Below are 25137 nucleotides of genomic sequence, written 5' to 3'. Positions count from 1 at the left end.
GGTATTCTCAGCGCCGCAATACCTTCCGGGCCAGCCAATTGCCGAAGAACTGCACACCCTGCACGCCGGCGATGATGATCAGCGTCGCCACGATCGTGACTTCCCAATCGAATTGCTGATAGCCGTAGACCAGCGCGAAATCGCCGAGTCCACCGCCGCCGACCGTGCCCGCCATGGCGGAGATGTCCACGATCGAGATGACCACGAAGGTATAGCCGAGGATCAGCGGCCCGAGCGCTTCCGGAATCAGCAGCGTGAGAATGATCCGCAGCGGACCGGCCCCGACCGCGCGCGCCGCCTCGATCACGCCCGGATCGACCGTCACCAGATTCTGTTCCACGATCCGGGCGATGCCGAACGACGCCGCGACGATCATCACGAACAGCGCGGCCTCGGTCCCGATCGTGGTGCCGACGACCTCGAGGGTGACCGGACCCAGCGCCGCCAGCAGGATGATGAACGGAATCGGGCGCACCACGTTCACCAGCACATTGAGCACCAGATAGACCGGCGCGTTGGCCAGCAGCCCGCCCCGGCGGGTGGTGTAGAGGGCGGTGCCCAGCGCCAGCCCGATCACCCCGGCCACGACGAAGGTCACGCCGACCAGATAGACGGTGGTCCCGATCGCCTCGAACAGCGTGGGCCGCAGCTTCTCCCAGTTGGTCTCCATCAGCTCGCCTTCCGCTCCAGGTCGGCGACCACGCGGTCGAGGGCGTCGTCGGGGCCGTGCAGCGCCAGCGTGATGCTGCCGAACGTCTTGTCCTGCAACGTGCTAACCCCGCCGTAGACGATCTCGAAACGCACGTCGGCGGCGGTCGCGGCGGCCAGCGCGGCGCCGATCCCGCTGTCGTCGTCGACGTCGACGGTGACCAGCCTGCCGCCGTGCAGGTCCCGCAGGCGCGCGAGTTCGGCCGCGTCGGGCCGGTTGTGCAGCACGGTGGCCACGAACGACCGGGTCGGCGCGGCCCGCGGCGCCGCGAAGACGTCGAAGGTGGGCGACAATTCGACGATCCGGCCCTCGGCCAGCACCGCCACCCGGTCGGCGACCGCGCGGATCACGTCCATCTCGTGGGTGATCACCACGATGGTCACCCCGAGCTCGGCGTTGATCTTCTTCAGCAGCCGCAGCACCTCGGCGGTGGTCTCCGGGTCCAGCGCCGAGGTCGCCTCGTCGGCGAGCAGCAGCGACGGCGAGGTCGCCAGCGCCCTGGCGATGCCGACGCGCTGCTTCTGCCCGCCGGAGAGCTGATCGGGGTAGGCGCGCGCCTTCTCGGTGAGGCCGACGAAGTCGAGCAGCTCGGCGACGCGCGCCTTGCGTTCGGCGCGCTTCCAGCCCGCCACCTTGAGCGGATATTCGATATTGCCCGCCGCCGTGCGCGAGCGGAACAGATTGAACTGCTGGAACACCATGCCGATATCGCGGCGCAGGGTGCGCACCGCCGACTCCGGCACCCCGGTGATCGGGGCGCCGGAGACGGTGATCGTGCCCGAGGTGGGCTTCTCCAGGGCGTTGATCAGCCGGACCAGGGTCGACTTGCCCGCCCCGGAGTAGCCGATCACCCCGAAGATCTCGCCCGCCTCGATCCGCAGATCGATGTCGTCGAGCGCCACGTGCCGCTCGGCGCCGCTGCCGAAGACCTTGCTGACGGAACGGAATTCGACCGCGGCGTCGGGTGCGCTCACTTGTTCGCGCGGATGCCCTGCTGCACCCGGTCGAGGATCTGCTCGAGCTCGGGGCCCGGGCGGGTCACGGCGACCGCGGTGTTCTTGGTGACCTCCGCGTGCGCGGCGGCCACGGCCGGGTCCTTCCAGATCTCGACCAGCTTCAGGTAGGTCGGGTTGGTCTTGTCCTCGGCCCGCGTCACGATCACGTTGATGTACGGCTCGGCGGCCGGGTTCTTCGGATCGTCCTTGTAGAGCGCCGAATGCGGATCGATCCCGGCGCGGTCCAGGAAGGTGTTGTTGATCACCGAACCGTCGACCGAGGCCAGCGACAGCGCCGTCTGCGCGGCGTCGACCGGGGTCACCGTCACCTTGGACGCGCCCTTGTCGATGTCGGCGGGGGTCGGCTGCGCGGAGGTGCCGGTCAGCTTCAGCAGCCCGGCGGCCTGCAGCACGAACAGCGCGCGGGCCTGGTTGGTCGGATCGTTGGGGATCGCGATCTGACCGCCGGCCGGGATGTCGGCCAGCGCCTTGTGCTTCTTGGAGTACAGGCCCAGCGGCACGATGTAGGTCGCGCCGATCGGGGTCAGCGTGTCCGAACTCGCCACGTTGTACTGCCCGAGGAACTGCAGGTGCTGGAACAGGTTGACGTCGATCTGCTTCTGCGACAACGCGGCATTGGGCTGCTTGTAGTCGGAGAAGCTGGTGATCTTCAGGGTGATGCCCTGCTCCTTGGCCTTCTGCTCGAAGACGTCCCAGGCCTTGTCCCTGTCGGTGGTGCCGATGCGCACCACGGTGCCGGAGTCCGCGTCGTCCGAACCGCACGCCGTGAGGGTGAGGGCCGCGGTTGCTACCAGGACCGGGATCGCCAGTACCCGCCGGAATTTCACTTGATGCTCCCGAATTGCTCGCTGAGGATGAACCCGGTCATCCAAGCCTCCGTTCGTACGCCGAAACAACGGTTTGCGTTGCCTCGAGCGAAACCCTCGGCAACTCCTGGACGTGCGACTACTTTGCGGACGATGCGAGTTCTGCGCCGTCCGCGGCCGGGATCCTCGAGACCGACGACCCGGCCGATCCGCAGGCGACGCCGCGTGAGCTGGAGGCGAAGTTCCGCGAGGAGGGATCGCCGCATACGAGAATCGGAGTTTCGTATGCTGCGAGCATGAGGACGTCGAAATCAGCGGGCGGACGCCCCCGCGAGAGCCGGGTCGACACCGCGATCGCGGCGGCGGTGACCGGGGTACTGGCGGAGTCCGGGTACGCGGCGCTCACCGTCGACGCGGTCGCGGCGCGGGCCGGGGTGAGCAAGGCGACGATCTACCGCCGCTTCGCCACCAAGCAGGAGATGACGTTCGCGGTCGTGTTGCACGACCTGGACGAGGCCCCGCCCGCCGACACCGGCACGCTCGAGGGCGACCTGGGCGCGCTGATCGAGCGGATCGGCGAGCAACTGCGTCGCTCCGGCTCCGACGTGATGACCGGGCTGCTCGCCGATATCCGGGCCGATGCCACGCTGACGGAGCGCTTCACCACCACCTACCTGGCGGTGGAACGCTCCGTCATCGGTGAGCTGCTCGACCGCGCGATCGCCCGCGGCGACCTGACCCGGCGCCCCGATCCGGCGATCACCCAGGCATTGCTGCTCGGTCCGCTGTTCGCCTGGATCGTCGTGCTCGACGAAGATCCGGCGCGCGCACCCGAACTCGCGCGCATCGTCGCCCGGATGGTCAGCGACGCGCTCGTGGCGGGCGTGGTGCCCGCCGATCCGGCCTAGCGACGGCGCTCCGCTCAGCGGCGCGGGTGCTCCACCGACAAGCGGCCGCGCCGGATGAGATCGTGGCGGGTGGTGGCCGACATCGGCGGCAGCGGCTGCTCGCCGCCCGCCTCGTCGGGGTTCGGGCGCACGAGCAGGGTGACGGTCGCGGCGGGCACGAAGCCGGTGCTGGTCATCAGGGCGGCCGAGGCGCTGTTGCGGTCCTCGACATCGGTGACGATATGGCGGGCGCCGCGCGCGAACAGCGCCTCCGAGCACACGTTCACCAGCCGCCGCGCGATGCCGTGCCCCTGCATGTCGGGGGCGACCGCGATCCATTCCAGATAGGCCCAGTCGTCGCGGTGCTCGAATTCCATCGAGCCGAGCACGAAGCCGACGACCCGATCGGAGTCCAGGGCGACCCAGCAGGCGTTGTCGGGGCTGTCCAGATGCTCGGCGACCGCCGTGAGCGACCACGAGGTGTAGGGCTTGGTGGTCGTGTCGAACACCTGGTGGCCGAGGTCGAGGACTTGCCGCAGATGTCCCAGCCCCATCGGCACGACAGCGATCGAGGAGTCCATGCGGGCCAGTCTGCCCTATGCGCCCTTGCGCGCCGCGGTCTTGCCGTCCGTGGATTTCTTCGCCGCGGCTTTGCGTGGCGCCGCTTTCTTGGCCGGCGCTTTCTTCGCCGCCTTCTTCGCGGGCGCCGGCGTCGCGTCGGCGTCGCGGCGACCGCTGGCCTCGAGGCTGCGCTGGAGCGCCGCGACCAGATCGACGACCTCGGCATCGGGTTGTTCGGCGGGTTCGGCCGAGGCGGCGGTCTCGACCTTGCCGGATCCGCTGGCGATCGCCTCGTCGAGCAGTTTCTGCAATTCGATCTGGTATTCGTCGGTGTATTCGGTGGGATCGAAATCGCCCGACATCGACTCGACCAGGGTTTCGGCCATCTTCAATTCCTGCGGGCGCGGCGCGGGGGCGTCGTCGAGGGCAGGGAAGTCGACGGCGCGCACCTCGTCGGGCCACAGCAGAGTTTGCAGCACGAGCACGCCGTCGCGCACCCGCAGCGCCGCCAGCCTGGTCTTCTGCCGCAGCGTGAAGTGCACCAGCGCGGTCTTGTCGATGCGTTCGAGTGTGGCGGCCAGCAACTGATAGGCCTTGGGTGTGGCCGAATCCGGTTCGAGGTAGTAACTCTTGTCGAACAGCACCGGATCGATCTGCTCGGAGGGCACGAATTCCAGCACCGGGATCTCGTGTTTCTCCGCCGCCGGGAGTTTCGCGAAATCGGCGTCGGTGAGCACGACCTGGTCGCCGTCGGCGGAGACGTAGGCCTTGTCGATGTCGGAATACTGGACGGAATTGCCGCACACCTGGCAGACACGGTCGTATTTGATCCGGCCGCCGTCCTTGGCGTGGACCTGATGGAACCGAATATCGTGGTCCTCGGTCGCGGTGTAGACCTTGACCGGGACATTGACCAGCCCGAATGCGATCGAGCCCTTCCAGATCGATCTCATTTCCCCATGATGGCCGATAGATCGCGCGGGGGCGAGCCGACGCCGCCGAACCGGTGCGCGGCCGTGACGCGGCGGTGCTTGAAATCGTGGCGTCTGATCCAATCGACGGGTGCACGCCGAGGTGATCATCTGCGGACTCGGCCCCGCGGGCCGGGCGGTGGCCCATCGCGCCCTGGCCCGTGGCCTGCCGGTGACGGTGATCGACCCGCACCCAGAGCGCGGCTGGACGCCGACCTACGCGGCCTGGGCCGACGAACTCCCGGACTGGCTGGACCCCGCCGTCGTCGCCGCGACCGTCGCCCGGCCGACGGCCTGGGCGGTGGGGGAGCACCGGCTCGAGCGCGCGTACCAGGTGTTCGACACCGTGGCGTTGCAGCGCTCGCTGACCCTCGACGGCGCGCGGGTGATCGCCGACCGGGTCGTCGACCTGGACGCGCGCATCGTGCGCACGGCCGCCGGACGGACACTGACCGGCCGGGTGCTCGACGCGCGCGGCCTGGCCCGATCGCCGCGCCGGGCCGAACAGACCGCCTACGGGATGATCCTGCGCCGCGACACCCTCGCCCCCGATCAGCCGACGCTGTTCATGGACTGGCGCCGCGACAACGGCACCGGCCCCGACGATCCGCCGTCGTTCCTCTACGCGGTCCCGCTCGGCCCGGACACGATCCTGGTCGAGGAGACCTGCCTCGCGGGCCGACCCGCGCTCGATCCGGCGGTCCTGCGTGAGCGGCTGGAAAATCGTCTGCGCGCCCGCGGCATCCCGTTCGCCGGGACGGAACCGGTCGAGCGGGTGCGTTTTCCGGTGCAGGGCGGTACGCCCGGCCGGGGCCGGATCGGGGCGGCGGGCGGGATGATCCACCCCGCCACCGGCTACAGCGTGGCGGCCGCGCTGCGCGCCGCGGACACCGTCGCGCTGGGCGGCACGTCCTGGACGGCACAGGCGCGCGCCGTCGCCGCCCTGCGCCGGGCCGGGCTGCGCGCGCTGCTCGCGCTCCCGCCCCGCGACCTGCCGATCTTCTTCGAGGCGTTCTTCGCGCTCCCTGCCCCGCTGCAGCGCGCGTACCTGTCCGGGAACGCCGATCTGCGCGGTACCGCGGCGGCGATGCGGGGGCTGTTCGCCGCGCTCCCACCGCGTCTGCGCCGCACGCTCGCGACCTCGGTGGCCGGAGTCGGCGGGCGAGCAACCGCCTAGCGTCCGCGGGGTCGGCCCGAGGCCCGGCGGCGCCGCCACGAAGTTGCTACCATCGCCGAGCGAACGCGCCGACCCGCCAACAGATTCGGGCCGACGAGGCGGACCGGCCGGGAGTTCCCCCAGCCCCGCGCGTCGACGTGCGTGCCGCCCAGTTGCGTGACTAGTTAGGGGAATATCGGTGTTCGAATTCACCAAGCGGCGCAGCCGCTGGGTGCTCGGCGTGTTCGCGGTGCTCGCGGTGGTGCTCGGCGCACTCGGCGCCACGCTGTTCGAGCGGGTGGAGGGCGGCGGATACACCGACCCGGACAGCGAATCCAGCCGGGCGCTGGCGGTACTGCGCGACGAGTTCGGGCAGTCACCGCCGAACCTGCTGCTGCTCGTGGAGACCGAGTCCTCGGTGGAGGACCCCGAATCCACCGCGGCCGCCACGGCCCTGGTGGCCAACCTGCAGGAACGGCCCGGCGTCACCGATGTGGCCTCCTACTGGACCACCCACCAGCCCGCGCTGCGCAGTGTCGACGGCAAGCAGGGCCTCATCGTGGCCAGCGTGCTCGGCACCGAACGCGAGATCGACGACCGCGTCGCCACGATCGCCGACGAGCTCAGCGGCACCCACGGGACGCTGCAGGTCAGGGCGGGCGGCTTCGCCATGCTCATGCACGAGACCGTCGAACAGGGCAAGGCCGACATCGCCAAGGGTGAGGCGATCGCCTTCCCGCTCACGCTGATCGCGCTGCTGTTCGTCTTCGGCGGACTGGTCGCCGCGAGCCTGCCGCTGCTGGTCGCGTTCCTCACCGTGGTGACGACCATGGGGGCGCTGTGGGTGCTCACCCTGTTCACCCCGCTCTCGGTGAGCGCGACCAATGTGGCCACGCTGCTCGGTCTCGGTCTCGCCATCGACTACAGCCTGCTGATCGTCAACCGCTATCGCGACGAGCTGTCCGAGGGCCGCACCCCGGCCGGTGCGGTGGCGACCACCCTGCGCACCGCGGGCCGCACCGTCGCGTTCTCGGCGCTGACCGTCGCCGTCGCGCTCGCGGGCCTGCTGTTCTTCCCGCTGCTCGCCATCCGGTCGATGGGATACGCGGGCATCGTCGTCGCGGCGCTGGCCGCGACGGTCTCGCTGACCGTGCTGCCCGCCACCCTGCTGCTGCTCGGCACCCGCATCGACAAGGGCCAGATGGGCTGGTGGTTCCTGCGGGCGCCGCGCCCGGCCCCCGGCGAGGGCGCCTGGCACAAGCTGGCCACCGCCGTGATGCGCAGGCCGATCCCGATCGGCCTGGCCGTGACCGCGCTGCTGCTGATCCTGGGCGCGCCGTTCCTCGGCGTGCAGCTCGGCTTCCCCGACGAGCGGAGCCTGCCCGCGTCGATGCCGTCGCGCCAGGTCACCGAGATCGTGCAGGCCGACTTCGGCGAGAGCGATCAGAGCCCCCTCGTCGCCGTACTGCCCGAGAGCGCGTACAGCGCGGCCGGCGTGGACGCGATCGCCCGGCAGATGTCGGATCTGGCGCACGTGCGCCGGGTCGACACCGCGACCGGCAGCTACGCCCAGGGCGGTCTGCTCGCCGGTCCCACCGCGGCCAACGCCCGGTTCCGGGCGGATCGGGCCGTCTACCTGTCGATCGTGCCCGCCACCACCGAGAGCGCGGCGCTGGCGGACCTGGTCGGGCAGGTGCGGGCCGTCGAGACCCCGAGCGAGCTGCTGGTCGGCGGCGTACCCGCCGCGAATGTCGACTCCATCGGTGCCATCGAGGACGCGCTGCCCTGGGCGCTCGGCTTCGTGGTGATCGTGATGCTGATCGTGCTGTTCGCGCTCACCGGCAGCGTGGTGCTGCCGGTGCTCGCGGTGGTGCTGAGCGCGCTGAGTCTCACCGCGACCTTCGGCGCGCTGGTGTGGATCTTCCAGGACGGGCACCTGTCCGGGCTGCTCGGTTTCACCGTCACCGGCGATCTGGCCGCGACGGTGCCGGTGATGCTGTTCGCCGCGGCGTTCGGCCTGGCGATGGACTACCAGGTGTTCCTGCTCTCGCGTATCCGCGAGGAGTACGACCGGACCGGTAAGAACGACACCGCCGTCGCGCTCGGCCTGGAACGGGTCGGCCGCATCGTCTCCGCCGCCGCGGTCCTGATCTCGGTGGTGTTCCTCGGCTTCCTGGCCTCCGACATCACCTTCATGAAGGCCTTCGGCATCGGCCTGCCGCTGGCGGTCATCGTCGACGCCACCCTGGTGCGCGGGTTCCTGCTGCCCGCCGCGATGAAGGTGCTCGGCGACGCCAACTGGTACGCGCCGGAATTCCTGCGCCGCCTGCACGATCGATGGGGCCTGGACGAGGGCGGCGCCGGCCGGTCGCTGAGTCACGATGTCCCCGTGCGTGATCCGCTGGGCGTCACCACCGGCAGGCCGGTGGCCGAGGCCGAACCGCTGGTCAACGATCCGCTCGCGCGCGCCGAAGCGGCCCGCGCCGAGGAGGGCCTCGCCGCCGCCGGACGGGAGTCCACGGACTGACCCCGGCGACGTAGTTCCGCTGGGCGGCATCGGTTTCCGTGCGACACCGATGCCGCCCTCGGCGTGTGCGGGGGTGGGTCAGATACCGCCGGTGGCGAGCAGACCGCCGTCGACCCGGACGCAGTCGCCGGTGATCCAGGCGGCTTCGTCGGAGACCAGGAACGCGATCAGCCTCGCCACGTCCTCCGGGACGCCGAGGCGCTTGAGCGGATACACGCTGGCGGCGCGGTCCTCGTCGGCGGAGTACAGGGCGTCGGCGAACTTGGTCTTCACCACGCCCGGCGCCACCGCGTTGACGCGGATGTTCGGGCCCAGCTGCCAGGCCAGTTCCTCGGTGAGCCGGATCAGCGCCGACTTGGAGGCGCCGTAGGCGGAGATGACGCCCGAGGACCGGATCCCGGCCACGCTGGCCACATTGACGATCGCGCCGCCGTGCTCGGCCATCCACGCGCGATAGGCCTGCTGGACGTAGCCGAGCGAGGCCACCACGTTGACGTCGAAGATCTTGCCGACCGCGCCCAGGTCGGCGTCCATCAGCGCGCCGTAGACCGGGTTGATGCCGGTGTTGTTGACCAGGATGTCCAGCGAACCGAACTCCGCGACCGCCCTGGCCACGGCCTCGGCGCGGGCATCGGCGTCGCCCGCGTTGCCCGCGAGCGCGCTCACCTGCCCCGGGTGCCCGAGCGCCCGCAGCTCGGTCGCCGCGGCCTCCAGCGGTTCGGGCTTGCGCGCGGTGATCAGCACGTTGGCCCCCCGGCGCAGGAGTTCGGCGGCGGTGGCGAGGCCGATGCCGCGGCTCGCTCCGGTGACGAGGGCGGTCCTGCCAAGTAGATCGGTAGTCATGCGACGAGAGTAACCACGCTCACACCCGGCGGCGCCGGTTCGGCCGCCGCGTCGGCGGACGGTAAAATGGGTGGTTCTTGCCGAGGCCGACGGTGCACGATGGGTCGGTTCGGCGCTCACCATTCTGTGCGACACGAGGAGAAGCCCTGTGATCACGGCGACCGACCTGGAGGTCCGGGCCGGAGTCCGCACCCTGCTCGCGGCCCCCGGGCCGGCGCTGCGGGTGCAGTCCGGCGACCGGATCGGACTGGTCGGCCGCAACGGCGCCGGCAAGACCACCACCCTGCGCATCCTCGCGGGGGAGGGTGAGCCGTACGCCGGCAAGATCACGCGCTCCACCGAGATCGGCTACCTGCCGCAGGACCCCAAGGAAGGCGATCTCGACGTGATCGCCCGCGACCGGGTGCTCTCCGCGCGCGGCCTGGACACGCTGATCCGGGACATGGAGAAGCAGCAGGCGCTGATGGCCGAGGTGGTCGACGAGAAGGAACGCGAGAAGGCGATCCGCAAGTACGGCCGCCTCGAGGACCAGTTCTCCTCGCTCGGCGGGTACGTCGCCGAGAGCGAGGCCGCCCGCATCTGCAACAGCCTCGGCCTGCCCGACCGGGTCCTCGGCCAGCAGCTGCGCACCCTCTCCGGTGGTCAGCGCCGCCGGATCGAGCTGGCCCGCATCCTGTTCTCGGCCTCCGACGGTTCGGGCGGTCGCTCCGACCGCATCCTGCTGCTCGACGAGCCGACCAACCACCTCGACGCCGACTCCATCACCTGGCTGCGCGGGTTCCTGCAGAACCACGACGGCGGCCTCATCGTGATCAGCCACGATGTCGAACTGCTCGAGGCCGTGGTCAACAAGGTGTGGTTCCTCGACGCGGTGCGCGGCGAGCCCGACGTCTACAACATGGGCTGGAAGAAGTACCTCGACGCCCGCGCCACCGACGAACAGCGTCGCGTCCGCGAGCGCGCCAACGCCGAGAAGAAGGCGAGCGCGCTGCGGCAGCAGGCCGCCAAGCTCGGCGCCAAGGCCACCAAAGCCGCTGCGGCACACCAGATGGTGCGCCGGGCCGAGCGGCTGATGGCCGAGCTCGACGACGTGCGCGTGGCCGACAAGGTCGCCCGCATCCGCTTCCCCGAGCCCGCGCCGTGCAGCAAGACCCCGCTCATGGTGAACAACCTGACCAAGCTCTACGGGTCGCTGGAGATCTTCACCGGCGTCAACTTCGCCGTCGACAAGGGCAGTCGCGTCGTGGTGCTCGGCCTCAACGGCGCGGGTAAGACGACCATGCTCAAGCTGCTGGCCGGCGTCGAGACGCCGACCTCCGGCGGTGTCGAGCAGGGCCGTGGCCTCAAGGTCGGCTACTTCGCCCAGGAGCACGACACCCTCGACGATCAGGCGACGGTGTGGGAGAACATCCGGCACGCGTCCCCGGACGCGGGCGAGCAGGAGCTGCGCAGTCTGCTCGGTGCCTTCATGTTCACCGGCCCGCAGCTCGAGCAGCCCGCGGGCACGCTGTCGGGCGGTGAGAAGACCCGGCTGGCGCTGGCCGGGCTGGTGTCCTCGGCGGCCAACGTGCTGCTGCTCGACGAGCCGACCAACAACCTCGACCCGATCTCGCGCGAGCAGGTGCTCGAGGCGCTGCGCACCTACGCCGGCGCCGTCGTCCTGGTGACCCACGACCCGGGCGCGGCCGAGGCACTCAACCCCGAACGCGTCATCCTGCTGCCGGACGGCACCGAGGACCACTGGTCGAAGGAATACGCCGAGCTGATCGACCTCGCCTGAGCCGTCGGGGGCTTGCGGCGGTCGCGCCGATGCCGGGACAGCGGTGTGTCGCGCGTGAAACGCTGTGTCGGGAGGGAACTCGCGGCACTCGCGTGAGTTTCATCACTGTTTTCGTTGATCACCGACTCCGGAGTGTCTAGCCTGGAATCAGCTGCTCGGCGACTCGGAGGAAGCCATGAGCGACAGTGCGAGACAGGCCGCTAGGTCGGCCAAGGGCAAGACGACGATCGGCAAGGCCGCGCTGGGAAAGGGCACCCGGGTCACGGGCAAGTCCCGCGACCGGCTGCAGTCCCAGCTGAAGAAGCAGTACGAGGCGGGCGCGAGCATCCGCTCACTGGCCAGGGCCACCGGCCGCTCGTACGGCTTCATTCACAATGTGCTGGTCGAATCGCACGTCGAGTTGCGCGGCCGCGGCGGCGCCAACCGGCGCAAGAATCCGGCCGACTGAGGCGCGCTCACCAGCCGGGGACGGCACCGTCCCCGCGCACCAGCAGGTTCGCCAGGCTGGCGAACAGCGGCAGGCCCGTCTTGATCTCGAGATAGGCGAACTGCCCCTGCGGATTGACCTCGAGGAAGTAGTACTCCCCGTCGGTGCCAAGCCGCAGGTCCACGACGCCGAAGCTCAGCCCGAGGGCGCCCATCAGGGTGGCCAGCGACTTGCTGACCGGGGCGGGCAGCCGGTCGCGGGCGAAGCCGACCGAGGTGTCGAGCCGGGAATCGACCCGGCCGACGCCGGCCTGCGAATCGATGCGCACCGACCACTCGATGCCGTCGACCCACACCACCCGCAGATCGCAGCTGGCCTCGACGTAGTCCTGGAACGTGGTCGGGGTCGACCGGATCGTGCCGAGCCTGCTCAGCTCCGGCCTGGTGATGATCCTGGTCTCGGAGAACTCGCCGCGCCCGGTGCCGGTGCGCTTGTACACCACTGGGCCGGAACGGGATTCGACGAAACTGCGGGCCTCGTCCGGGTCGTTGGTGATCAGCGTCTCCGGGATGGTGAACCCGGCGCGCTGCGCGGTCTCGAGCTGGACGATCTTGCGGCTGGCGGTGCGCTCGGCGGCCGGATCGTTGACCCAGTACGCCGGGATCGACCACAGCATGCCCTGCAGGAACCCGTCGCACTCGGCCTGGCGGAACTCGTCGTCGGCGGCGCGCACGCCGTGCGGCACCTGGCACGGATGCGGCCTGCGCCACCAGACCGCGCGCACGTCGTCGAGTCCGTGGACATGGGCGAGCGCGCGGTTGGTGCCTGCCTTGTCGAGCCGGAAACTGCCTGTCTCCCTGGGGAAGTCGCGCAGATCGAGCCGGATCGGGTCGAGCCCGTGGTGTTCTCGCAACGTGGCGGCCAGCGCATCGGCGTGCAGGTCGTCTGTTTCGGAGACGATGAGCACCGCGTCGGTCGCGCGTTCCATGACCGTGGGCCGTTCAGTCGAGGCTGTCGCAGTTGAGGCCGTCGCGGAAGGTGAACGTGGCGCCGGTGACGCCGCCGCGCTCCGCGATCCGCAGCTTGGTCGCCCAGGTGCGGGTGGCCTGGGCCAGCAGATCGTCACCGAGTGCCTCGGACGGATCGGGCGCCAGCGTGATCGGCCGGTCGACCAGTTCCACCCGCATCCGGCGGGTGAAATCGGCGGTCGCGCCGGGCCGGATGTCGACCCGCACCTGCCGTTCCCCGGCGGCGGCGCGGTCCTCGGTGAGCCGTACGACATCACGCCGGTCGAAGGTCCACGTCCCACCGTCGACCCGGACCGAGATGTCGCGATCGGACTCGGCCACCAGCAATCCGCGCAAGGCGGGGCCCCGATCTCGGGACGACGCGGTAGCGGGGAGGTGGATGGCGTCGGTCATGGGCACTCACTCCGATCTTCTCGTCTGCTCGCGATTTGCCAGAACCCCCGAAGGTGCTACGGATCATAACGCGCGAGCGGGTCGCGCCGAGCCGGTTCGCGAGATTTGCGGAGCCTCGGGCAAACCGCCGAGCGGCGCGTGATCGCCTAGCGGGGAGAGAATTTCGGGCAACTCAGCCGGGGATCGCCCCGTCGCACCGGCAATCGATCAGCAAACGATGGTGGAGACGGCGACGGCCCGCATCGCCGCGAGATTGCCGGCGATCCGGGCCGTGTCGGGAGGTGTCAGAGGCCGAGGAGCTCCGGGCGCTCGGCCAGCCCGCGGAAGTGCTCGGCCGGGTTGGGGACCAGCTTGCGCGCGGTCAGATCCATCGCGCCCGCCACCACGGTGATCTCGGCCGACACCGTGCCGTCGAGTTTGATGATCTGGTGCTGGAAGCGGAAGACCTTGCCGCCGTCCCACTCGCAGGCGGCCGTCACGGTCACCTCGTCGCCGCCGCGCAGCTCGCGCCGGTACTTGATCGTCGACTCGAGCACGACCGCGCCGATTCCGGTGGCGAGGAACTTGTCCTGCGGGATGCCCGCCGCCCGCATCAGTTCCCAGCGGGCGTGCTCGCCGTACTGGTGGTAGACGGCGTGGTTGAGATGACCCTGGGTATCGAGCTCGTAGCCGCGGACGAGGACCGGTACGGAGAATGTCATACGGCGTATAACCGGCGGCTTCGCCGCGATTGTTCCCGCCGCGGCTGCAATCTGTGACACAGACCGGCAGGTTCGGTATGGCTGCTCGGTCAGCGGCGCTGCGCGGCGCGTTCGGCCCGCCAGGCGGGGGCGTCGACGAAGTGGTTGTCGAATTCGTCCTGGGCGGCGAGGAATTCGTCGTGCGTCGCCTCGCCGCGGATCAGGCGGTCGAGCAGGCGGAAGTACTCGAATCGCTGCACGCCGGGCATCAGCGCGATGAGGATGCGGGCGCCGCTGTCGGGAGTGGCGCCGAAGGCGTGCGGCATGTGCCGGGACACCACCAGGGAGCCGCCGGCGCCGACGGTGAGGATGCGGTCGCCCGCCAGGACCTGGAGTTCGCCGTCGGCGACGTAGAACAGCTCGTCGGAGCGGGTGTGGAAGTGCGGTGCCGCGCCGTCGGCGCCCTGGACCATGGTGACCTCCAGCGTGCTGACGGTGCCGTCGCTGGCGTCGGCGTCGGTGAGCAGGCGCATCCGCACGGCGTCGGTGCCGAGGGTCTCCGCGTCCTCGGGCAGGCAGAGGGCGATGTCGCGAGCGTTCGTCATGGCCATTCCATTCGCTGGTTGATAGTTCGCTGCCAAACTATATCGCAGCGAATAGAATCGTGTCCATGGATGATCCGGATGCCGTCGATGCCATCGCCGCCCAGTGGCGCCGCGAACGCCCCGACCTCGACCTGGCCGCGATGGCCGTCTTCGGACGGCTCGGCAGGCTGATGGTCGTGGCGACGGCCCGCATCGAGGCCGTGTTCACCGCGCACGGCCTGCAGCGCGGCGAGTTCGACGTGCTTGCGGCGCTGCGTCGTTCGGGCGCGCCGTGCGAGCTCAACCCCTCGGTGCTCGCCGATACCCTGATGCTCTCGCGCGCCGGGATGACCGGGCGGATCGACCGGCTGGAAGCGGCCGGGCTGGTGCGCCGGATCGCCGATCGGGCCGACCGCAGGGCGGTGCGGGTCGCGCTCACCGAGGAGGGACGCGCGCTCGTCGACGTGGTGGTCGCCGCGCACACCGAGAACGAGACACGCATGCTGTCGGTGCTCGACCCCGCCGATCGGGAATCGCTGGATCGCATCGCCCGCATCATGCTGAGAAGCCTCGGCGACTAGCCGATCCCGGATGGCGCAACCGTCGCCGCCCTGTTTCCCGCGCGCCGCAATCGGGGATGGCGAGTGTCGAAAGCTGCTGTGCCGGTGTCGGTTTCGTGCCTCAGTCGCGACGGCGGACCGAGGCTTCGACGAGATCGAGGACGGCGGAGAGGTTGTCGTCGGTGTGGCCGGAGGCGATCCGGGCGATCAAGCCGTCCAGCACGAGGTCGAGGTAGCCGAGCAGGACGTCGGTGGGGACGTCGTCACGCAGCGCGCCCGCGGCCTTGCGGCGTTCCAGGCGGGCCAGGGTGGCCGCGGTGAGCTCGGCCGAGCGCTGGGTCCAGCCCGCGCGGAACTCGGGGTCGGTGCGGACCCGGCGTGCGATCTCGAGCCGGGTGCCCAGCCAGTTGAATTCCTCGGGGCGGGCGAGCATGTCGCGCATGACCTGCACGATGCCCTGGTTGGCCGCGACCTCGGCCATGCGCTCGGCGTCGTCCTTGGCCAGGGCGAAGAACAGCGCGTCCTTGTCGCGGAAGTGGTGGAAGATGGCGCCGCGCGAGAGGCCGATGGCCTCTTCCAGACGGCGCACCGTGGCGCCGTCGTAGCCGTATTCGGCGAAGCAGCGCCGTGCGCCGTCGAGGATCTGGCTGCGGCGGGCGGCGAGGTGGTCGTCGCTGACCTTGGGCATGAGTCCTCCAACGGGGAATACACGGACCCCCGCCCCGGAATTCCGAGACGGGGGCTGTCGCGAACAGGGCATCCGTGACCGGATGCCCGTGTGGTGCAGCATCATTCGATACTGCACCACCGGACACCGAGGTGTTAGCCGCGGATCATGTTGCGCAGGACGTACTGCAGGATGCCGCCGTTGCGGTAGTAGTCGGCCTCACCGGGGGTGTCGATGCGGACGACCGCGTCGAACGTGGTGACCTTGCCGTCTTCCGCGGTGGCGGTGACCTTGACGGTCTTCGGGGTGACACCCTCGTTGAGGGCGGTGATGCCCTCGATGTCGAAGGTCTCGGTGCCGGTCAGGCCCAGCGACGCGGCCGACTGGCCGGCCGGGAACTGCAGCGGCACAACGCCCATGCCGATGAGGTTGGAGCGGTGGATGCGCTCGAACGACTCGGTGATGACGGCCTTCACGCCCAGCAGGCTGGTGCCCTTGGCGGCCCAGTCACGCGAGGAGCCCGAACCGTACTCCTTGCCACCGAGCACGACCAGCGGGATGCCGGCGGCCTGGTAGTTCTGCGAGGCGTCGTAGATGAACGCCTGCGGGCCGCCCTCGAGGGTGAAGTCGCGGGTGTAGCCACCCGAGACGTCGTCGAGCAGCTGGTTGCGCAGCCGGATGTTGGCGAAGGTGCCGCGGATCATCACCTCGTGGTTACCACGACGCGAGCCCAGCGAGTTGTAGTCCTTGCGGGCCACACCGTTGGCGTCGAGGTACTGCGCGGCGGGGGTGCCGGGCTTGATCGGGCCGGCCGGGGAGATGTGGTCGGTGGTGACCGAGTCGCCCAGCAGCGCAAGGACGCGGGCGCCCTTGATGTCGGTGACCGGGCTCGGATCCATCGACATGCCGTCGAAGTACGGCGCCTTGCGGACGTAGGTCGACTTCTCGTCCCACGCGAAGGTGTCGCCCTCCGGGGTGGCCAGGCCCTGCCAGCGGGCGTCGCCGTCGAAGACGGTGGCGTAGGAGTTGCGGAACATGTCCTGGCTGATCGACGCCTTGATGGTGTCGTCGATCTCCTGGGCCGAGGGCCAGATATCCTTCAGGAAGACGTCGTTGCCATCGGTGTCCTGGCCGAGGGCGTCGGTCTCGAAGTCGAAGTCCATGGTGCCCGCGAGCGCGTACGCGATGACCAGCGGCGGGGAGGCCAGGTAGTTCATCTTCACGTCGGGGGAGATGCGACCCTCGAAGTTGCGGTTACCCGACAGCACGGCGGTGACCGAGAGGTCGTTGTCGTTGATCGCGGCCGAGATCTCCTCGGGCAGCGGGCCGGTGTTACCGATGCAGGTGGTGCAGCCGTAGCCACCGACGAAGAAGCCCAGCTTCTCCAGGTAGGGCCACAGGCCGGCCTTCTCGTAGTAGTCGGAGACGACCTGCGAGCCCGGCGCCATGTTGGTCTTCACCCACGGCTTGGTCGACAGGCCCTTCTCCACCGCGTTGCGGGCGAGCAGGGCGGCGCCCAGCATGACCGACGGGTTGGAGGTGTTGGTGCAGGAGGTGATACCCGCGACCACGACGGCGCCGTGATCGAGGACGAAGTCACCGCGCTCCTCGGAGCGCACCTCGACCGGCTTGGACGGACGGCCGTTGGCACCCTTGGCGGCCGAGTGGGCCGGGGTGTAGGTGTCGTCGGCGGCGTTGGCGGACACGGCCACCGAATCCGACGCGGGGAAGGACTCCTCGCCCGCCTCGTCCAGCGCGGACAGCTCGCCCTCGCCGACGTAGTTGACGATGTCGGAGCGGAAGGCGGACTTCGAGTCGCTGAGCAGGATGCGGTCCTGCGGGCGCTTCGGACCGGCGATGGACGGCACGACGGTGCCCAGGTCCAGCTCCAGGTACTCCGAGTACGCGGGCTCGTTGTCGGCGTTGTGCCACATGCCCTGTTCCTTGGCGTACGCCTCGACGAGCGCGAGCTGCTCGTCGGTGCGGCCGGTCAGGCGCAGGTAGTTGATGGTCTCCTCGTCGATCGGGAAGATCGCCGCGGTGGAGCCGAACTCGGGGCTCATGTTGCCCAGGGTGGCGCGGTTGGCCAGCGGCACCTCGGACACGCCTGCGCCGTAGAACTCGACGAACTTGCCGACGACGCCGTGCTTGCGCAGCATGTCGGTGACGGTGAGCACCACGTCGGTGGCGGTGACGCCCGGCTTGATCTCACCGGTCAGCTTGAAGCCGACGACGCGCGGGATCAGCATGGAGACCGGCTGGCCCAGCATCGCGGCCTCGGCCTCGATGCCACCCACGCCCCAGCCCAGCACGCCGAGGCCGTTGACCATGGTGGTGTGCGAGTCGGTGCCCACACAGGTGTCGGGGTAGGCCTGGCCGTTGCGGACCATGACGGTGGGGGCCAGGTACTCGATGTTGACCTGGTGGACGATGCCCATGCCCGGGGGGACGACCTTGAAGTCGTCGAAGGCGCCCTGGCCCCAGCGCAGGAACTGGTAGCGCTCGCCGTTGCGCTCGTACTCGAGCTCGACGTTGCGCTCCAGCGCGTCGGCGCGACCGAAGACGTCCAGGATCACCGAGTGGTCGATGACCATGTCGGCGGGGGAGAGCGGGTTGACCTTGCTCGGGTCGCCGCCGAGGGTGGTGACGGCCTCACGCATGGTGGCGAGGTCGACGATGCAGGGCACGCCGGTGAAGTCCTGCATGATCACGCGCGCGGGGGTGAACTGGATCTCGACGCTCGGCTGTGCCGAGGGGTCCCAGTTCGCGATCGCTCGGATGTGATCGGCGGTGATGTTGGCGCCGTCCTCGGTGCGCAGCAGGTTCTCCGCCAGCACCTTCAGGGCGTAGGGCAGCTTCTCGGTGCCGGGAACAGCCGAGAGACGGAAGATCTCGTAGGAGTTGCTTCCGACCTCGAGCGTGCCCTTGGCGCCGAAGGTATCAATCTTCGTCACGTCAGCTCCACTCATGTGTGAGGGTGTGCCGCCGGCGGGGCTGTGCCGGCGACTCGCGTCTTCGGAGGGGGTTCCGGCGCCGTGAGATGCCGGTTTCCTCGCCGTACGAGCCTAACAGTACGCTTGTCCTATGAAATACGCGGGGGCGGTTGGGCGTGCCGTGCGAGCATGTCCGCGCGCACCGTCGGCTACTGTGCCAGTCGAGCGAGTCGGGGAATGACGCGTTGACGCTCACCCTGCAGTGTTGGATGCCCGTCGCGACGTAGGCGGCCGAGGCTCGACAGACCGGATGGAAGATGACCGTCTTGCACACCTTTGCGCCGATGGCCGCGGAACTGCCGCCGAATACCGTGCTGAGCAGTGTCCGGTCCGATCTCGCCGACAATCACGTCGCCGCTCCCAAGGGCGTGAACCAGGAGAAACTGGCGGCGATCGTCGCCGAGGCGCGATCCGAGGGGATCCCGCTGAGCGTCGTCGTCGTTCCCGGTAACCCCGGCCACGACTCGAGCCTACGTGACCTGGCCACCGAGGTGGGTAAAAGCACGCAGGGCACCGTCGCGGTCTTCAGCGACGACTGGGTCGGCACCTACAGCGACGGCATCAGCCGGGTGCGGCTGGAGTGGGCCGAGGACGCCGCCAAGTACAAGGGCAACCACCCCGAGGAGGCCCTGCAGGCCTTCGTCGGACGGCTCGAGGAGCCCGAGGGCGTGTCCTGGGGGCTGATCACGGCCGTGCTGCTGGTGCTCACCGCGCTGGTGATCGCCGGCCTGTACCTCGTGAAGGTCCGTCGCGGTCCCGATGCCGACGCGCGGGATTCGGTCGCCTCGGCGCCCCGCGGTGCGGGATCCCCCGAGTAACAGGTTTCCCTTTCGTCACATTTCCAGACCCCTGGTCTGTTTTTGGCGTGCAATCCTGTCGCCGATAAGGCTAACTCCGGGCTATCGGCAAATTACACCCCTGTCATCCTGTGGCTGATGTTTCCTTTGTGAACTATGTGTCGTACGGTTGCGGTGATCGCGATCGTGAAAGCAGTGGTACAGGGGGCATTGGTCGACTCCTGTGGTCGATGGGTGGGCTGATGCGCCGGTGGCGTAGGTCGAGTCGAGTCACTCGGAGGTGCCGTGCGCGGTGCGGGCAGGCAGGACGAACCAGGTCTATTACGGGTAGCGGCAGGATTGCTGATGGCGCTGGCCGTCCTCGCGAGTGCGGGACCGGTCGCGGCGGTGCCACCGCCGCCACCGAATCCCTCCGACGGTGAGATCGCGGGCGCGGGCGCCCAGGTCGACGCGCGAGTCGGCGAGATCGGCGTGCTGATCAATCGCGTCGCCGCGGCCGACCAGCAGTTACGGGCCCTCGACGATGTGCTCGCCGCCAAGCGCGAGGCGGTCAACCAGGCGCTGGTCGACCTGCAGACCGCGCGCGACGCCGCCGACGCGGCCGCGGCCGCGGTCACCGACTCCCAGGCGCTGCTGGCCGACGCCGGCGCGAAAGTCGGTGTGGCCCGCCAGGATTTCGATCAGCTCGCGACCCAGGCCTACGTGCGGCCGGTGAACAGCTCGGTCGTCACCTATCTGGCCTCCGCCACGCCGGACGCCGCGATGGATCGCGCGCAGGTGCTGAGCATGGTGTCGAAGAACCAGCGCCAGGTCCTCGACGAGCTGCGCCGCACCCAGATCGCGCAGGCCAACCAGAACGCCGCCGCCCGGCAGGTCAAGGCCGCCGCCGACAGCGCCGCCGATGCCGCCGAACAGCAGAAGAACGTCGCCCAGAACGCGGTGGCCGTCGCCAAATCCGAATACGACAGCCAGGCCGTCACCCGCGACAACCTGCAGCGCGATCGCGCCGCCGCGCAGTCCGCGCTCGACGTCGCCCGGCAGACCGTCGCGGGCCTGCAGAGCCAGCGCGAGGTGTTCCTGGCCTGGGACGACCAGCGCAAGGCCGAGGTGACCGCGCTGCTCGCCGCCGCCAACGCCGCCGCCCAGCGCGCGGCCGCCGACCAGGCGGCCCGCGACCGCGCCGCCAAACTCGGCGAGGGCCAGCGCCCGCACACCGAGCTCGAATCCACCCCGGCCGCGCCGCGCAAGACCCAACCCAAACCGACGAAACCGCAGGTCACCGGATCTGCCGCGATCGAGACGGTGATCGACCGGGCGATGTCGCAACTCGGCGTCACCTACGCCTGGGGCGGCGGGGACGAGGACGGACCCACCCTCGGCATCCGCGACGGCGGCACCGCCGACGCGCACGGCGACTACAACAAGGTCGGCTTCGACTGCTCGGGCCTGATGCTCTACGCCTTCGCCGGCATCGGCGTCTCCCTGCCGCACTACAGCGGTTATCAGTACAACGCGGGCACCCGCGTCGACGTCGAGGACCGCGAACGCGGCGACATGCTGTTCTGGGGACCGGGCGGCAGCGCGCATGTCGCGCTCTACCTGGGCAACGGCAAGATGATCGAGGCCCCCGAATCCGGTGACGTCGTGAAGATTTCGCCGGTCCGCGAGGACGGCATCATGCCCTACGCGGTCCGCATCGTCACCGAGTAGGCGCCATCAGTGCGCTGTGGCGCCGGGCCCGGTGGTGTCGATCAGCGTCGCGTAGACGATCACGTTCGACGAGTAGCGTCCCCGGCCTGGGTCGAACGCGCCGCCGCAGGTGATGAGCCGCAGCCGGGCCGTGCCGTCGTCGGCGAACACGCGCTCGGTGGGGAACGCGGTCTTGTCCACCGTCTCGGTGCGGTCGACGACGAAGCGCGCGGTACGCCCGTCCGCCCTGATCACCCGGACCTCGTCGCCGGCGGTGAGCTCGCCGAGCCGGAAGAACACCGCGGGTCCGCGCGTCGAGTCGACGTGTCCGAGGATGACCGCCGCGCCCGCCTCCCCGGGACTCGCGCCCGGCTCGAACCAGGACGTGCTCGCGAAATCCGCGGGTGCGGCGAGTGACCCGCTCGGGGTGGTTCCACTCCGGGCCGGGCGGGTGTCGAGGCCGATCCGGGGAATCTCGAGCCGGACCGGTGCCGATCGGTCCAGCGGGGTGGCCGCCGCGACCGGCCCGGGCAGCGCGGTGTCGACGGCGACGGGCGGGGGATCGGCCTGCTCCGGTCCGCGGGTGGCGGCGGCCAGGAAGAACGCCACCGCCGCCACCGCGAGGGTCACCGTCATCACGGCGGTGAGCACGGTTCGCCGCGCCGGTCCCGACTTGCCGATCATCGCCGGATCCGCTCTGTGCGTTGCGGATTCCGCGCCTCGTCGCGCTCGGGGCGACCGGTGTGCGGGTGGGGTCGACCGCGCCGGACGGGCTGGCGTGGACGCACCCGGGCTGGTCCCGTCCTGCCGATCATCGCCGGATCCGCTCTGCGCGTTGCGTATTCCGCGCCCCGCCACGATCGGGGCGACCGGTGTGCGGGTGGGGTCGACCGCGCTGGACGGGCTGGCGTGGACGCACCCGGGCCGGTCCCGATCGGCCGGTCATGCTGGGTTCCCGCGGGTGCGGCGCAGCTGCCGGGTCACGGTGACGGCGGCACCGAGCAGTGCCAGTACCCCGAAGCCCGCGAGCATCAGCCGGTCGTCGCGGAAGCGCCCGCCCGCGCCGGTCTCCGGCGCACCGGACGGCACACCGTAGCCGCGTGCGGTGGTCGTGTCCGCGGCGGCGCCGGTCGCGGTGCTGCCACCGAACCGTTCGCCCGCCGGATTCGCCGAGGTCCCGGAACCGCCCGGCGCCGTGGCCTTGCCCTGATCCCCGCCGCCGGGCGCCGCCGGACCCGGCTGCGCGGGTCCACGCTGGCCGCCGGGCGCTGTCGGACCTTGCGCCGATCCTCCGCCCGGCGTCGAACTGCCGAGCAGGGCGCCGCCGACGGCTGCGCTTCCGAGTGCGGCGCTGCCGACGGCTGCGCTTCCGAGTGCGGCTCCGCCCAGTGCCGAGCTGCCGAGCGCGGCCCCGCCGAGCGCTGCGCTACCGACTGCTGCGCTGCCAACGGCCGCGCTGCCGGTCCCGAGGAGCAGGGCCAAGGTGCCGACGCTGCTACCGAGGCCGAGCGCGCCCGCGCTTCCGGCGGCCAGCGCCCCGGCGCCCGCGCTGCCTGACGCGAGCGCTCCCGCGCTGCCCGTGGCGAGCGCGCCGGCGCCCGCACTGCCCGTGGCGAGCGCGCCGGCGCCCGCACTGCCCGTGGCGAGCGCGCCGGCGCCCGCACTGCCTGTAGCGAGCGCGCCCGCGCTGCCGGTGCCTAGCAGCGGGCTCAAACCGAGCAGGACACCCGTACCGCCGAGCGCGCTTCCGGTGTCGAGCAGTGCCGCGAGGGCGCCGAGTTCCACGGTGGAACTGCCGGTGGCGGCGCTTCCCGCGCCGAGCAGCCCGGCGCCGCTTCCGGTCGTTCCGGCGCTTCCTGTGCCCAGCGCGCCGCCGGTGGCGAGCCCGCTGCCGGAGCCGAGCGCCTCGGCACTGCCGGTCGCGAGTACGCCACCCGCGCCGAGGGTTTCGGAGCTACCGGCCGCGAGCGCGCTGCCGCTGCCGAGCACGTCGGCGCTGCCGGTCGACGAACCGGTGCCGAGGGCTCCGGAGCCGCTCGAACCGAGTTCGGCGCCGCCGCCGAGCGCTCCGGCGCTGCCGGAGCCCAGCGCGCTCCCCGTCCCCGGGAACTCGGTGCTCGATGCGCTCCCCGCGCCTGCGCTTCCGGTACCGAGCCCGAGTTCGGGGCCAACGGCGCTGCCACTACCTGTCGCAGGCCCGGAGCCCGCGCTGCCGAGCCCGAGATCGAGGCCCGCCGAACCGCTCCACGCACCACCGGGATCCAGGCCCGCCGAACCGGTATCGATCCCGATCGCGCCGATGCCCGGCAGGGACACCGGATTCGCTATGGCGGTGGGGGAGGCGGCGAGGCCGACGGCGGCCGCGGTCGCGAGCGCGGTGGACGACAGCAAACCACGAGAGAACCACAGGGGGAGAGAAAACCGCATGGAGATCACCTTCTATGGGTCGAAACAATCCGACAGGCCGGTATGTATCGGGAAATCGGAACGACATCAGGAGATAGTCCATGGAACGGCAAGAAAGTCCGCGAGATTGCCTCTGAGCAGTGTGTTCAGGAACACGCCCGAGGTGGCCGCCGCGCTCACCTGCGGGTTGCGCCACCGGTGAATCCGGATCGTTATCGCAGTGGGCCGGTGCGATCCGAATCATGTTGCCGAATGATTGCTGATGTGCGCGACGCGGCATCGGCGTGCCGATCACCGTCCGCGTCGCGCGGGCGACGTACCCGCGACATGCGTAGGGTGGCGGGCATACCGAGCTGGGCTGGGTAATACGACGAATTCGCGTCCACTCCTGGCCGGTTGCGGCGCGCCGGGCTATTACCTGGAATAGTTGGGGCGGCACGCACAGGACCAAAGCGAAAGCGGGGATGTTGGTGACTTCGACGGAAGGTGTGAGCGGGCCGAAGCTGGCGAAGGACGCCGGTACGGCTGCGCCGAGCACCCTGGAGCGTGACGTCCAGACTCTCGAGAAGGCGATCTACGAGGTCAAGCGGGTCATCGTCGGCCAGGATCGCCTGGTCGAGCGGCTGCTCGTCGGCGTGCTGTCGCGCGGCCACGTGCTGCTCGAGGGTGTGCCCGGTGTCGCGAAGACGCTCGCCGTGGAAACCTTCGCCAAGGTCGTCGGCGGCTCGTTCTCGCGCGTGCAGTTCACGCCCGACCTGGTGCCCACCGACCTCATCGGTACCCGCATCTACCGACAGGGCCGCGAGGAGTTCGACACCGAACTCGGCCCGGTCGTCGCGAACTTCGTCCTCGCCGACGAGATCAACCGCGCCCCGGCCAAGGTGCAGTCGGCGCTGCTCGAGGTGATGGCCGAGCGCAAGCTGTCGATCGGCGGCAAGACCTACCCGATGCCCGATCCGTTCCTGGTCATGGCGACCCAGAACCCGATCGAGAGCGAGGGCGTGTACCCGCTGCCCGAGGCCCAGCGCGACCGCTTCCTGTTCAAGGTCGTCGTCGACTACCCCTCGGTCGAGGAAGAGCGCGAGATCATCTACCGGATGGGCGTGACCCCGCCGGAGCCCAAGCAGGTCCTCGCGCCCGAGGACATCATCCGGCTGCAGAAGCTGGCCGCCAACGTCTTCGTGCATCACGCGCTGGTCGACTACGTGGTCCGGGTGATCACCGCGACCCGCACCCCCGCCGAGTTCGGCATGCCCGATGTCGCCAGCTGGATCTCCTACGGTGCCTCGCCGCGTGCCAGCCTCGGCATCATCGCCGCCGCGCGCGCCGTCGCCCTGATCCGCGGCCGGGACTATGTCGTTCCGCAGGACGTCGTCGAGGTGATCCCGGACGTGCTGCGGCACCGTCTGGTGCTGTCCTACGACGCGCTCGCCGACGAGGTCACCCCCGAAGACGTGATCAAGCGCGTGCTGCAGACCGTCGGCCTGCCGCAGGTCGCGCCCCAGGCCGTCGGTGGCCAGGCCGCGCCGCAGCCGCCCGCGGTGCCCCAGCCGCCCGCCCAGCAACAGCCCGTGCCGCAGCCGGTGAACGGGCAGCAGTCCCAGCCCGCCGGCCACGTCGCGCCCCAGTGAGTGCGCCGGAACCCGTTGTCCGCGTG

General features: G+C 70.3%; 23 protein-coding genes. 9 read left to right on the top strand and 14 right to left on the bottom strand.

The window, feature by feature from the left end; translation table 11 throughout:
- Nucleotides 1–7: 7 nt before the first annotated feature.
- The 3 genes from ACFVW6_RS28820 to ACFVW6_RS28810 are packed head-to-tail and all read right to left on the bottom strand — an operon-like array spanning nt 8 to nt 2552.
- Nucleotides 8–670 carry a methionine ABC transporter permease gene (locus ACFVW6_RS28820; protein ID WP_355275993.1) on the bottom strand — a complete coding sequence of 221 codons (663 nt, stop codon included), beginning with the start codon at nt 668–670 and terminating at the stop codon, nt 8–10.
- Nucleotides 670–1683, bottom strand: a complete 1014-nt coding sequence (locus tag ACFVW6_RS28815; protein WP_378830185.1) for a methionine ABC transporter ATP-binding protein — start codon at nt 1681–1683, stop codon at nt 670–672. The genes ACFVW6_RS28820 and ACFVW6_RS28815 overlap by 1 nt, the downstream gene beginning before the upstream one ends.
- Nucleotides 1680–2552, bottom strand: a complete 873-nt coding sequence (locus ACFVW6_RS28810) for a MetQ/NlpA family ABC transporter substrate-binding protein (protein ID WP_378830186.1) — start codon at nt 2550–2552, stop codon at nt 1680–1682. Before ACFVW6_RS28810 ends, ACFVW6_RS28815 begins: the two co-directional genes overlap by 4 nt.
- Before the next feature lie 275 nt (nt 2553–2827).
- On the opposite strand from ACFVW6_RS28810, the gene ACFVW6_RS28805 reads away from it, so the two are divergent.
- Entirely contained in the window at nt 2828–3439 is a 612-nt protein-coding gene (locus ACFVW6_RS28805) for a TetR/AcrR family transcriptional regulator (protein WP_378830187.1), read from the top strand.
- Between the two features lie 14 nt (nt 3440–3453).
- Here the strand turns inward: ACFVW6_RS28805 and ACFVW6_RS28800 are convergent, their stop codons facing one another.
- Both ACFVW6_RS28800 and ACFVW6_RS28795 read right to left on the bottom strand, forming a co-directional pair.
- Entirely contained in the window at nt 3454–3999 is a 546-nt protein-coding gene (locus ACFVW6_RS28800; RefSeq protein WP_218718217.1) for a GNAT family N-acetyltransferase, read from the bottom strand.
- A gap of 15 nt (nt 4000–4014) precedes the next feature.
- A complete protein-coding gene (locus ACFVW6_RS28795; RefSeq protein ID WP_378830189.1) occupies nt 4015–4932 on the bottom strand; it encodes a Ku protein in 918 nt (305 codons plus the stop codon).
- A gap of 109 nt (nt 4933–5041) precedes the next feature.
- On the opposite strand from ACFVW6_RS28795, the gene ACFVW6_RS28790 reads away from it, so the two are divergent.
- Nucleotides 5042–6127, top strand: coding sequence for a lycopene cyclase family protein (locus ACFVW6_RS28790; protein WP_378830190.1), 1086 nt, complete (start codon nt 5042–5044; stop codon nt 6125–6127).
- A 178-nt stretch (nt 6128–6305) separates the two neighbouring features.
- Nucleotides 6306–8633: an MMPL family transporter gene (locus tag ACFVW6_RS28785; protein ID WP_378830191.1), complete on the top strand. Its 2328-nt coding sequence runs from the start codon at nt 6306–6308 to the stop codon at nt 8631–8633.
- A 78-nt stretch (nt 8634–8711) separates the two neighbouring features.
- Here the strand turns inward: ACFVW6_RS28785 and ACFVW6_RS28780 are convergent, their stop codons facing one another.
- Nucleotides 8712–9476: an SDR family oxidoreductase gene (locus tag ACFVW6_RS28780; protein WP_378830192.1), complete on the bottom strand. Its 765-nt coding sequence runs from the start codon at nt 9474–9476 to the stop codon at nt 8712–8714.
- Nucleotides 9477–9624: 148 nt separating this feature from the next.
- Between ACFVW6_RS28780 and ACFVW6_RS28775 the strand changes: the two genes are divergently transcribed.
- Both ACFVW6_RS28775 and ACFVW6_RS28770 read left to right on the top strand, forming a co-directional pair.
- A complete protein-coding gene (locus tag ACFVW6_RS28775) occupies nt 9625–11256 on the top strand; it encodes an ABC-F family ATP-binding cassette domain-containing protein (RefSeq protein WP_355275979.1) in 1632 nt (543 codons plus the stop codon).
- 175 nt (nt 11257–11431) lie between these two features.
- Entirely contained in the window at nt 11432–11704 is a 273-nt protein-coding gene (locus ACFVW6_RS28770; RefSeq protein ID WP_019047730.1) for a helix-turn-helix domain-containing protein, read from the top strand.
- 7 nt (nt 11705–11711) lie between these two features.
- On the opposite strand, the gene ACFVW6_RS28765 is transcribed toward ACFVW6_RS28770, so the two are convergent.
- From ACFVW6_RS28765 to ACFVW6_RS28750, 4 genes are all read right to left on the bottom strand, one after another.
- Entirely contained in the window at nt 11712–12671 is a 960-nt protein-coding gene (locus ACFVW6_RS28765; protein WP_355275975.1) for an MvdC/MvdD family ATP grasp protein, read from the bottom strand.
- A 13-nt stretch (nt 12672–12684) separates the two neighbouring features.
- Nucleotides 12685–13104: a hypothetical protein gene (locus ACFVW6_RS28760; RefSeq protein WP_355275973.1), complete on the bottom strand. Its 420-nt coding sequence runs from the start codon at nt 13102–13104 to the stop codon at nt 12685–12687.
- Between the two features lie 284 nt (nt 13105–13388).
- Entirely contained in the window at nt 13389–13805 is a 417-nt protein-coding gene (locus tag ACFVW6_RS28755) for an acyl-CoA thioesterase (protein WP_357345209.1), read from the bottom strand.
- 89 nt (nt 13806–13894) lie between these two features.
- The gene (locus ACFVW6_RS28750; protein WP_378830195.1) at nt 13895–14389 is read right to left on the bottom strand and encodes a cupin domain-containing protein; all 495 of its coding nucleotides are present in this window, start codon (nt 14387–14389) and stop codon (nt 13895–13897) included.
- A gap of 65 nt (nt 14390–14454) precedes the next feature.
- Here ACFVW6_RS28750 and ACFVW6_RS28745 point away from each other — a divergent pair, with 65 nt between their 5' ends.
- Nucleotides 14455–14949 carry a MarR family transcriptional regulator gene (locus tag ACFVW6_RS28745; protein WP_355275969.1) on the top strand — a complete coding sequence of 165 codons (495 nt, stop codon included), beginning with the start codon at nt 14455–14457 and terminating at the stop codon, nt 14947–14949.
- A gap of 100 nt (nt 14950–15049) precedes the next feature.
- Here the strand turns inward: ACFVW6_RS28745 and ACFVW6_RS28740 are convergent, their stop codons facing one another.
- Both ACFVW6_RS28740 and acnA read right to left on the bottom strand, forming a co-directional pair.
- The gene (locus ACFVW6_RS28740) at nt 15050–15616 is read right to left on the bottom strand and encodes a TetR/AcrR family transcriptional regulator (RefSeq protein WP_019047713.1); all 567 of its coding nucleotides are present in this window, start codon (nt 15614–15616) and stop codon (nt 15050–15052) included.
- A 134-nt stretch (nt 15617–15750) separates the two neighbouring features.
- A complete protein-coding gene (gene acnA / locus ACFVW6_RS28735; RefSeq protein ID WP_378830197.1) occupies nt 15751–18564 on the bottom strand; it encodes an aconitate hydratase AcnA in 2814 nt (937 codons plus the stop codon).
- Nucleotides 18565–18845: 281 nt separating this feature from the next.
- Here acnA and ACFVW6_RS28730 point away from each other — a divergent pair, with 281 nt between their 5' ends.
- The gene (locus tag ACFVW6_RS28730; RefSeq protein WP_365013586.1) at nt 18846–19406 is read left to right on the top strand and encodes a DUF6676 family protein; all 561 of its coding nucleotides are present in this window, start codon (nt 18846–18848) and stop codon (nt 19404–19406) included.
- A gap of 324 nt (nt 19407–19730) precedes the next feature.
- Nucleotides 19731–21095, top strand: a complete 1365-nt coding sequence (locus ACFVW6_RS28725) for an NlpC/P60 family protein (protein ID WP_378830198.1) — start codon at nt 19731–19733, stop codon at nt 21093–21095.
- 6 nt (nt 21096–21101) lie between these two features.
- Here the strand turns inward: ACFVW6_RS28725 and ACFVW6_RS28720 are convergent, their stop codons facing one another.
- Together ACFVW6_RS28720 and ACFVW6_RS28715 are read right to left on the bottom strand one after the other, a co-directional pair.
- Nucleotides 21102–21758: a class F sortase gene (locus tag ACFVW6_RS28720; protein WP_378830199.1), complete on the bottom strand. Its 657-nt coding sequence runs from the start codon at nt 21756–21758 to the stop codon at nt 21102–21104.
- A gap of 258 nt (nt 21759–22016) precedes the next feature.
- A complete protein-coding gene (locus tag ACFVW6_RS28715; RefSeq protein WP_378830201.1) occupies nt 22017–23501 on the bottom strand; it encodes a hypothetical protein in 1485 nt (494 codons plus the stop codon).
- Nucleotides 23502–23944: 443 nt separating this feature from the next.
- Here ACFVW6_RS28715 and ACFVW6_RS28710 point away from each other — a divergent pair, with 443 nt between their 5' ends.
- Nucleotides 23945–25111, top strand: a complete 1167-nt coding sequence (locus tag ACFVW6_RS28710; protein WP_378830202.1) for an AAA family ATPase — start codon at nt 23945–23947, stop codon at nt 25109–25111.
- The last annotated feature ends 26 nt before the right edge of the window (nt 25112–25137 follow it).

The organism is Nocardia sp. NPDC058244 (assembly GCF_042882065.1).
Lineage (GTDB): Bacteria > Actinomycetota > Actinomycetes > Mycobacteriales > Mycobacteriaceae > Nocardia.
Note: the sequence above shows the minus strand (reverse complement) of the source record. Positions and strands in the feature narration are given on the sequence as shown.

What these genes read in the sequence shown, in the direction of transcription:
- ACFVW6_RS28715 (WP_378830201.1), bottom strand. Translation starts at nt 23,501, where the DNA reads ATGCGGTTTTCTCTCCCCCTGTGGTTCTCTCGTGGTTTGCTGTCGTCC.
- ACFVW6_RS28750 (WP_378830195.1), bottom strand. Translation starts at nt 14,389, where the DNA reads ATGACGAACGCTCGCGACATCGCCCTCTGCCTGCCCGAGGACGCGGAG.
- ACFVW6_RS28730 (WP_365013586.1), top strand. Translation starts at nt 18,846, where the DNA reads ATGACCGTCTTGCACACCTTTGCGCCGATGGCCGCGGAACTGCCGCCG.
- ACFVW6_RS28720 (WP_378830199.1), bottom strand. Translation starts at nt 21,758, where the DNA reads ATGATCGGCAAGTCGGGACCGGCGCGGCGAACCGTGCTCACCGCCGTG.
- ACFVW6_RS28725 (WP_378830198.1), top strand. Translation starts at nt 19,731, where the DNA reads ATGGCGCTGGCCGTCCTCGCGAGTGCGGGACCGGTCGCGGCGGTGCCA.
- ACFVW6_RS28820 (WP_355275993.1), bottom strand. Translation starts at nt 670, where the DNA reads ATGGAGACCAACTGGGAGAAGCTGCGGCCCACGCTGTTCGAGGCGATC.
- ACFVW6_RS28755 (WP_357345209.1), bottom strand. Translation starts at nt 13,805, where the DNA reads ATGACATTCTCCGTACCGGTCCTCGTCCGCGGCTACGAGCTCGATACC.
- ACFVW6_RS28800 (WP_218718217.1), bottom strand. Translation starts at nt 3,999, where the DNA reads ATGGACTCCTCGATCGCTGTCGTGCCGATGGGGCTGGGACATCTGCGG.
- ACFVW6_RS28780 (WP_378830192.1), bottom strand. Translation starts at nt 9,476, where the DNA reads ATGACTACCGATCTACTTGGCAGGACCGCCCTCGTCACCGGAGCGAGC.
- ACFVW6_RS28770 (WP_019047730.1), top strand. Translation starts at nt 11,432, where the DNA reads ATGAGCGACAGTGCGAGACAGGCCGCTAGGTCGGCCAAGGGCAAGACG.
- ACFVW6_RS28745 (WP_355275969.1), top strand. Translation starts at nt 14,455, where the DNA reads ATGGATGATCCGGATGCCGTCGATGCCATCGCCGCCCAGTGGCGCCGC.
- ACFVW6_RS28710 (WP_378830202.1), top strand. Translation starts at nt 23,945, where the DNA reads ATGTTGGTGACTTCGACGGAAGGTGTGAGCGGGCCGAAGCTGGCGAAG.
- ACFVW6_RS28805 (WP_378830187.1), top strand. Translation starts at nt 2,828, where the DNA reads ATGAGGACGTCGAAATCAGCGGGCGGACGCCCCCGCGAGAGCCGGGTC.
- acnA (WP_378830197.1), bottom strand. Translation starts at nt 18,564, where the DNA reads ATGAGTGGAGCTGACGTGACGAAGATTGATACCTTCGGCGCCAAGGGC.
- ACFVW6_RS28795 (WP_378830189.1), bottom strand. Translation starts at nt 4,932, where the DNA reads ATGAGATCGATCTGGAAGGGCTCGATCGCATTCGGGCTGGTCAATGTC.
- ACFVW6_RS28765 (WP_355275975.1), bottom strand. Translation starts at nt 12,671, where the DNA reads ATGGAACGCGCGACCGACGCGGTGCTCATCGTCTCCGAAACAGACGAC.
- ACFVW6_RS28740 (WP_019047713.1), bottom strand. Translation starts at nt 15,616, where the DNA reads ATGCCCAAGGTCAGCGACGACCACCTCGCCGCCCGCCGCAGCCAGATC.
- ACFVW6_RS28760 (WP_355275973.1), bottom strand. Translation starts at nt 13,104, where the DNA reads ATGACCGACGCCATCCACCTCCCCGCTACCGCGTCGTCCCGAGATCGG.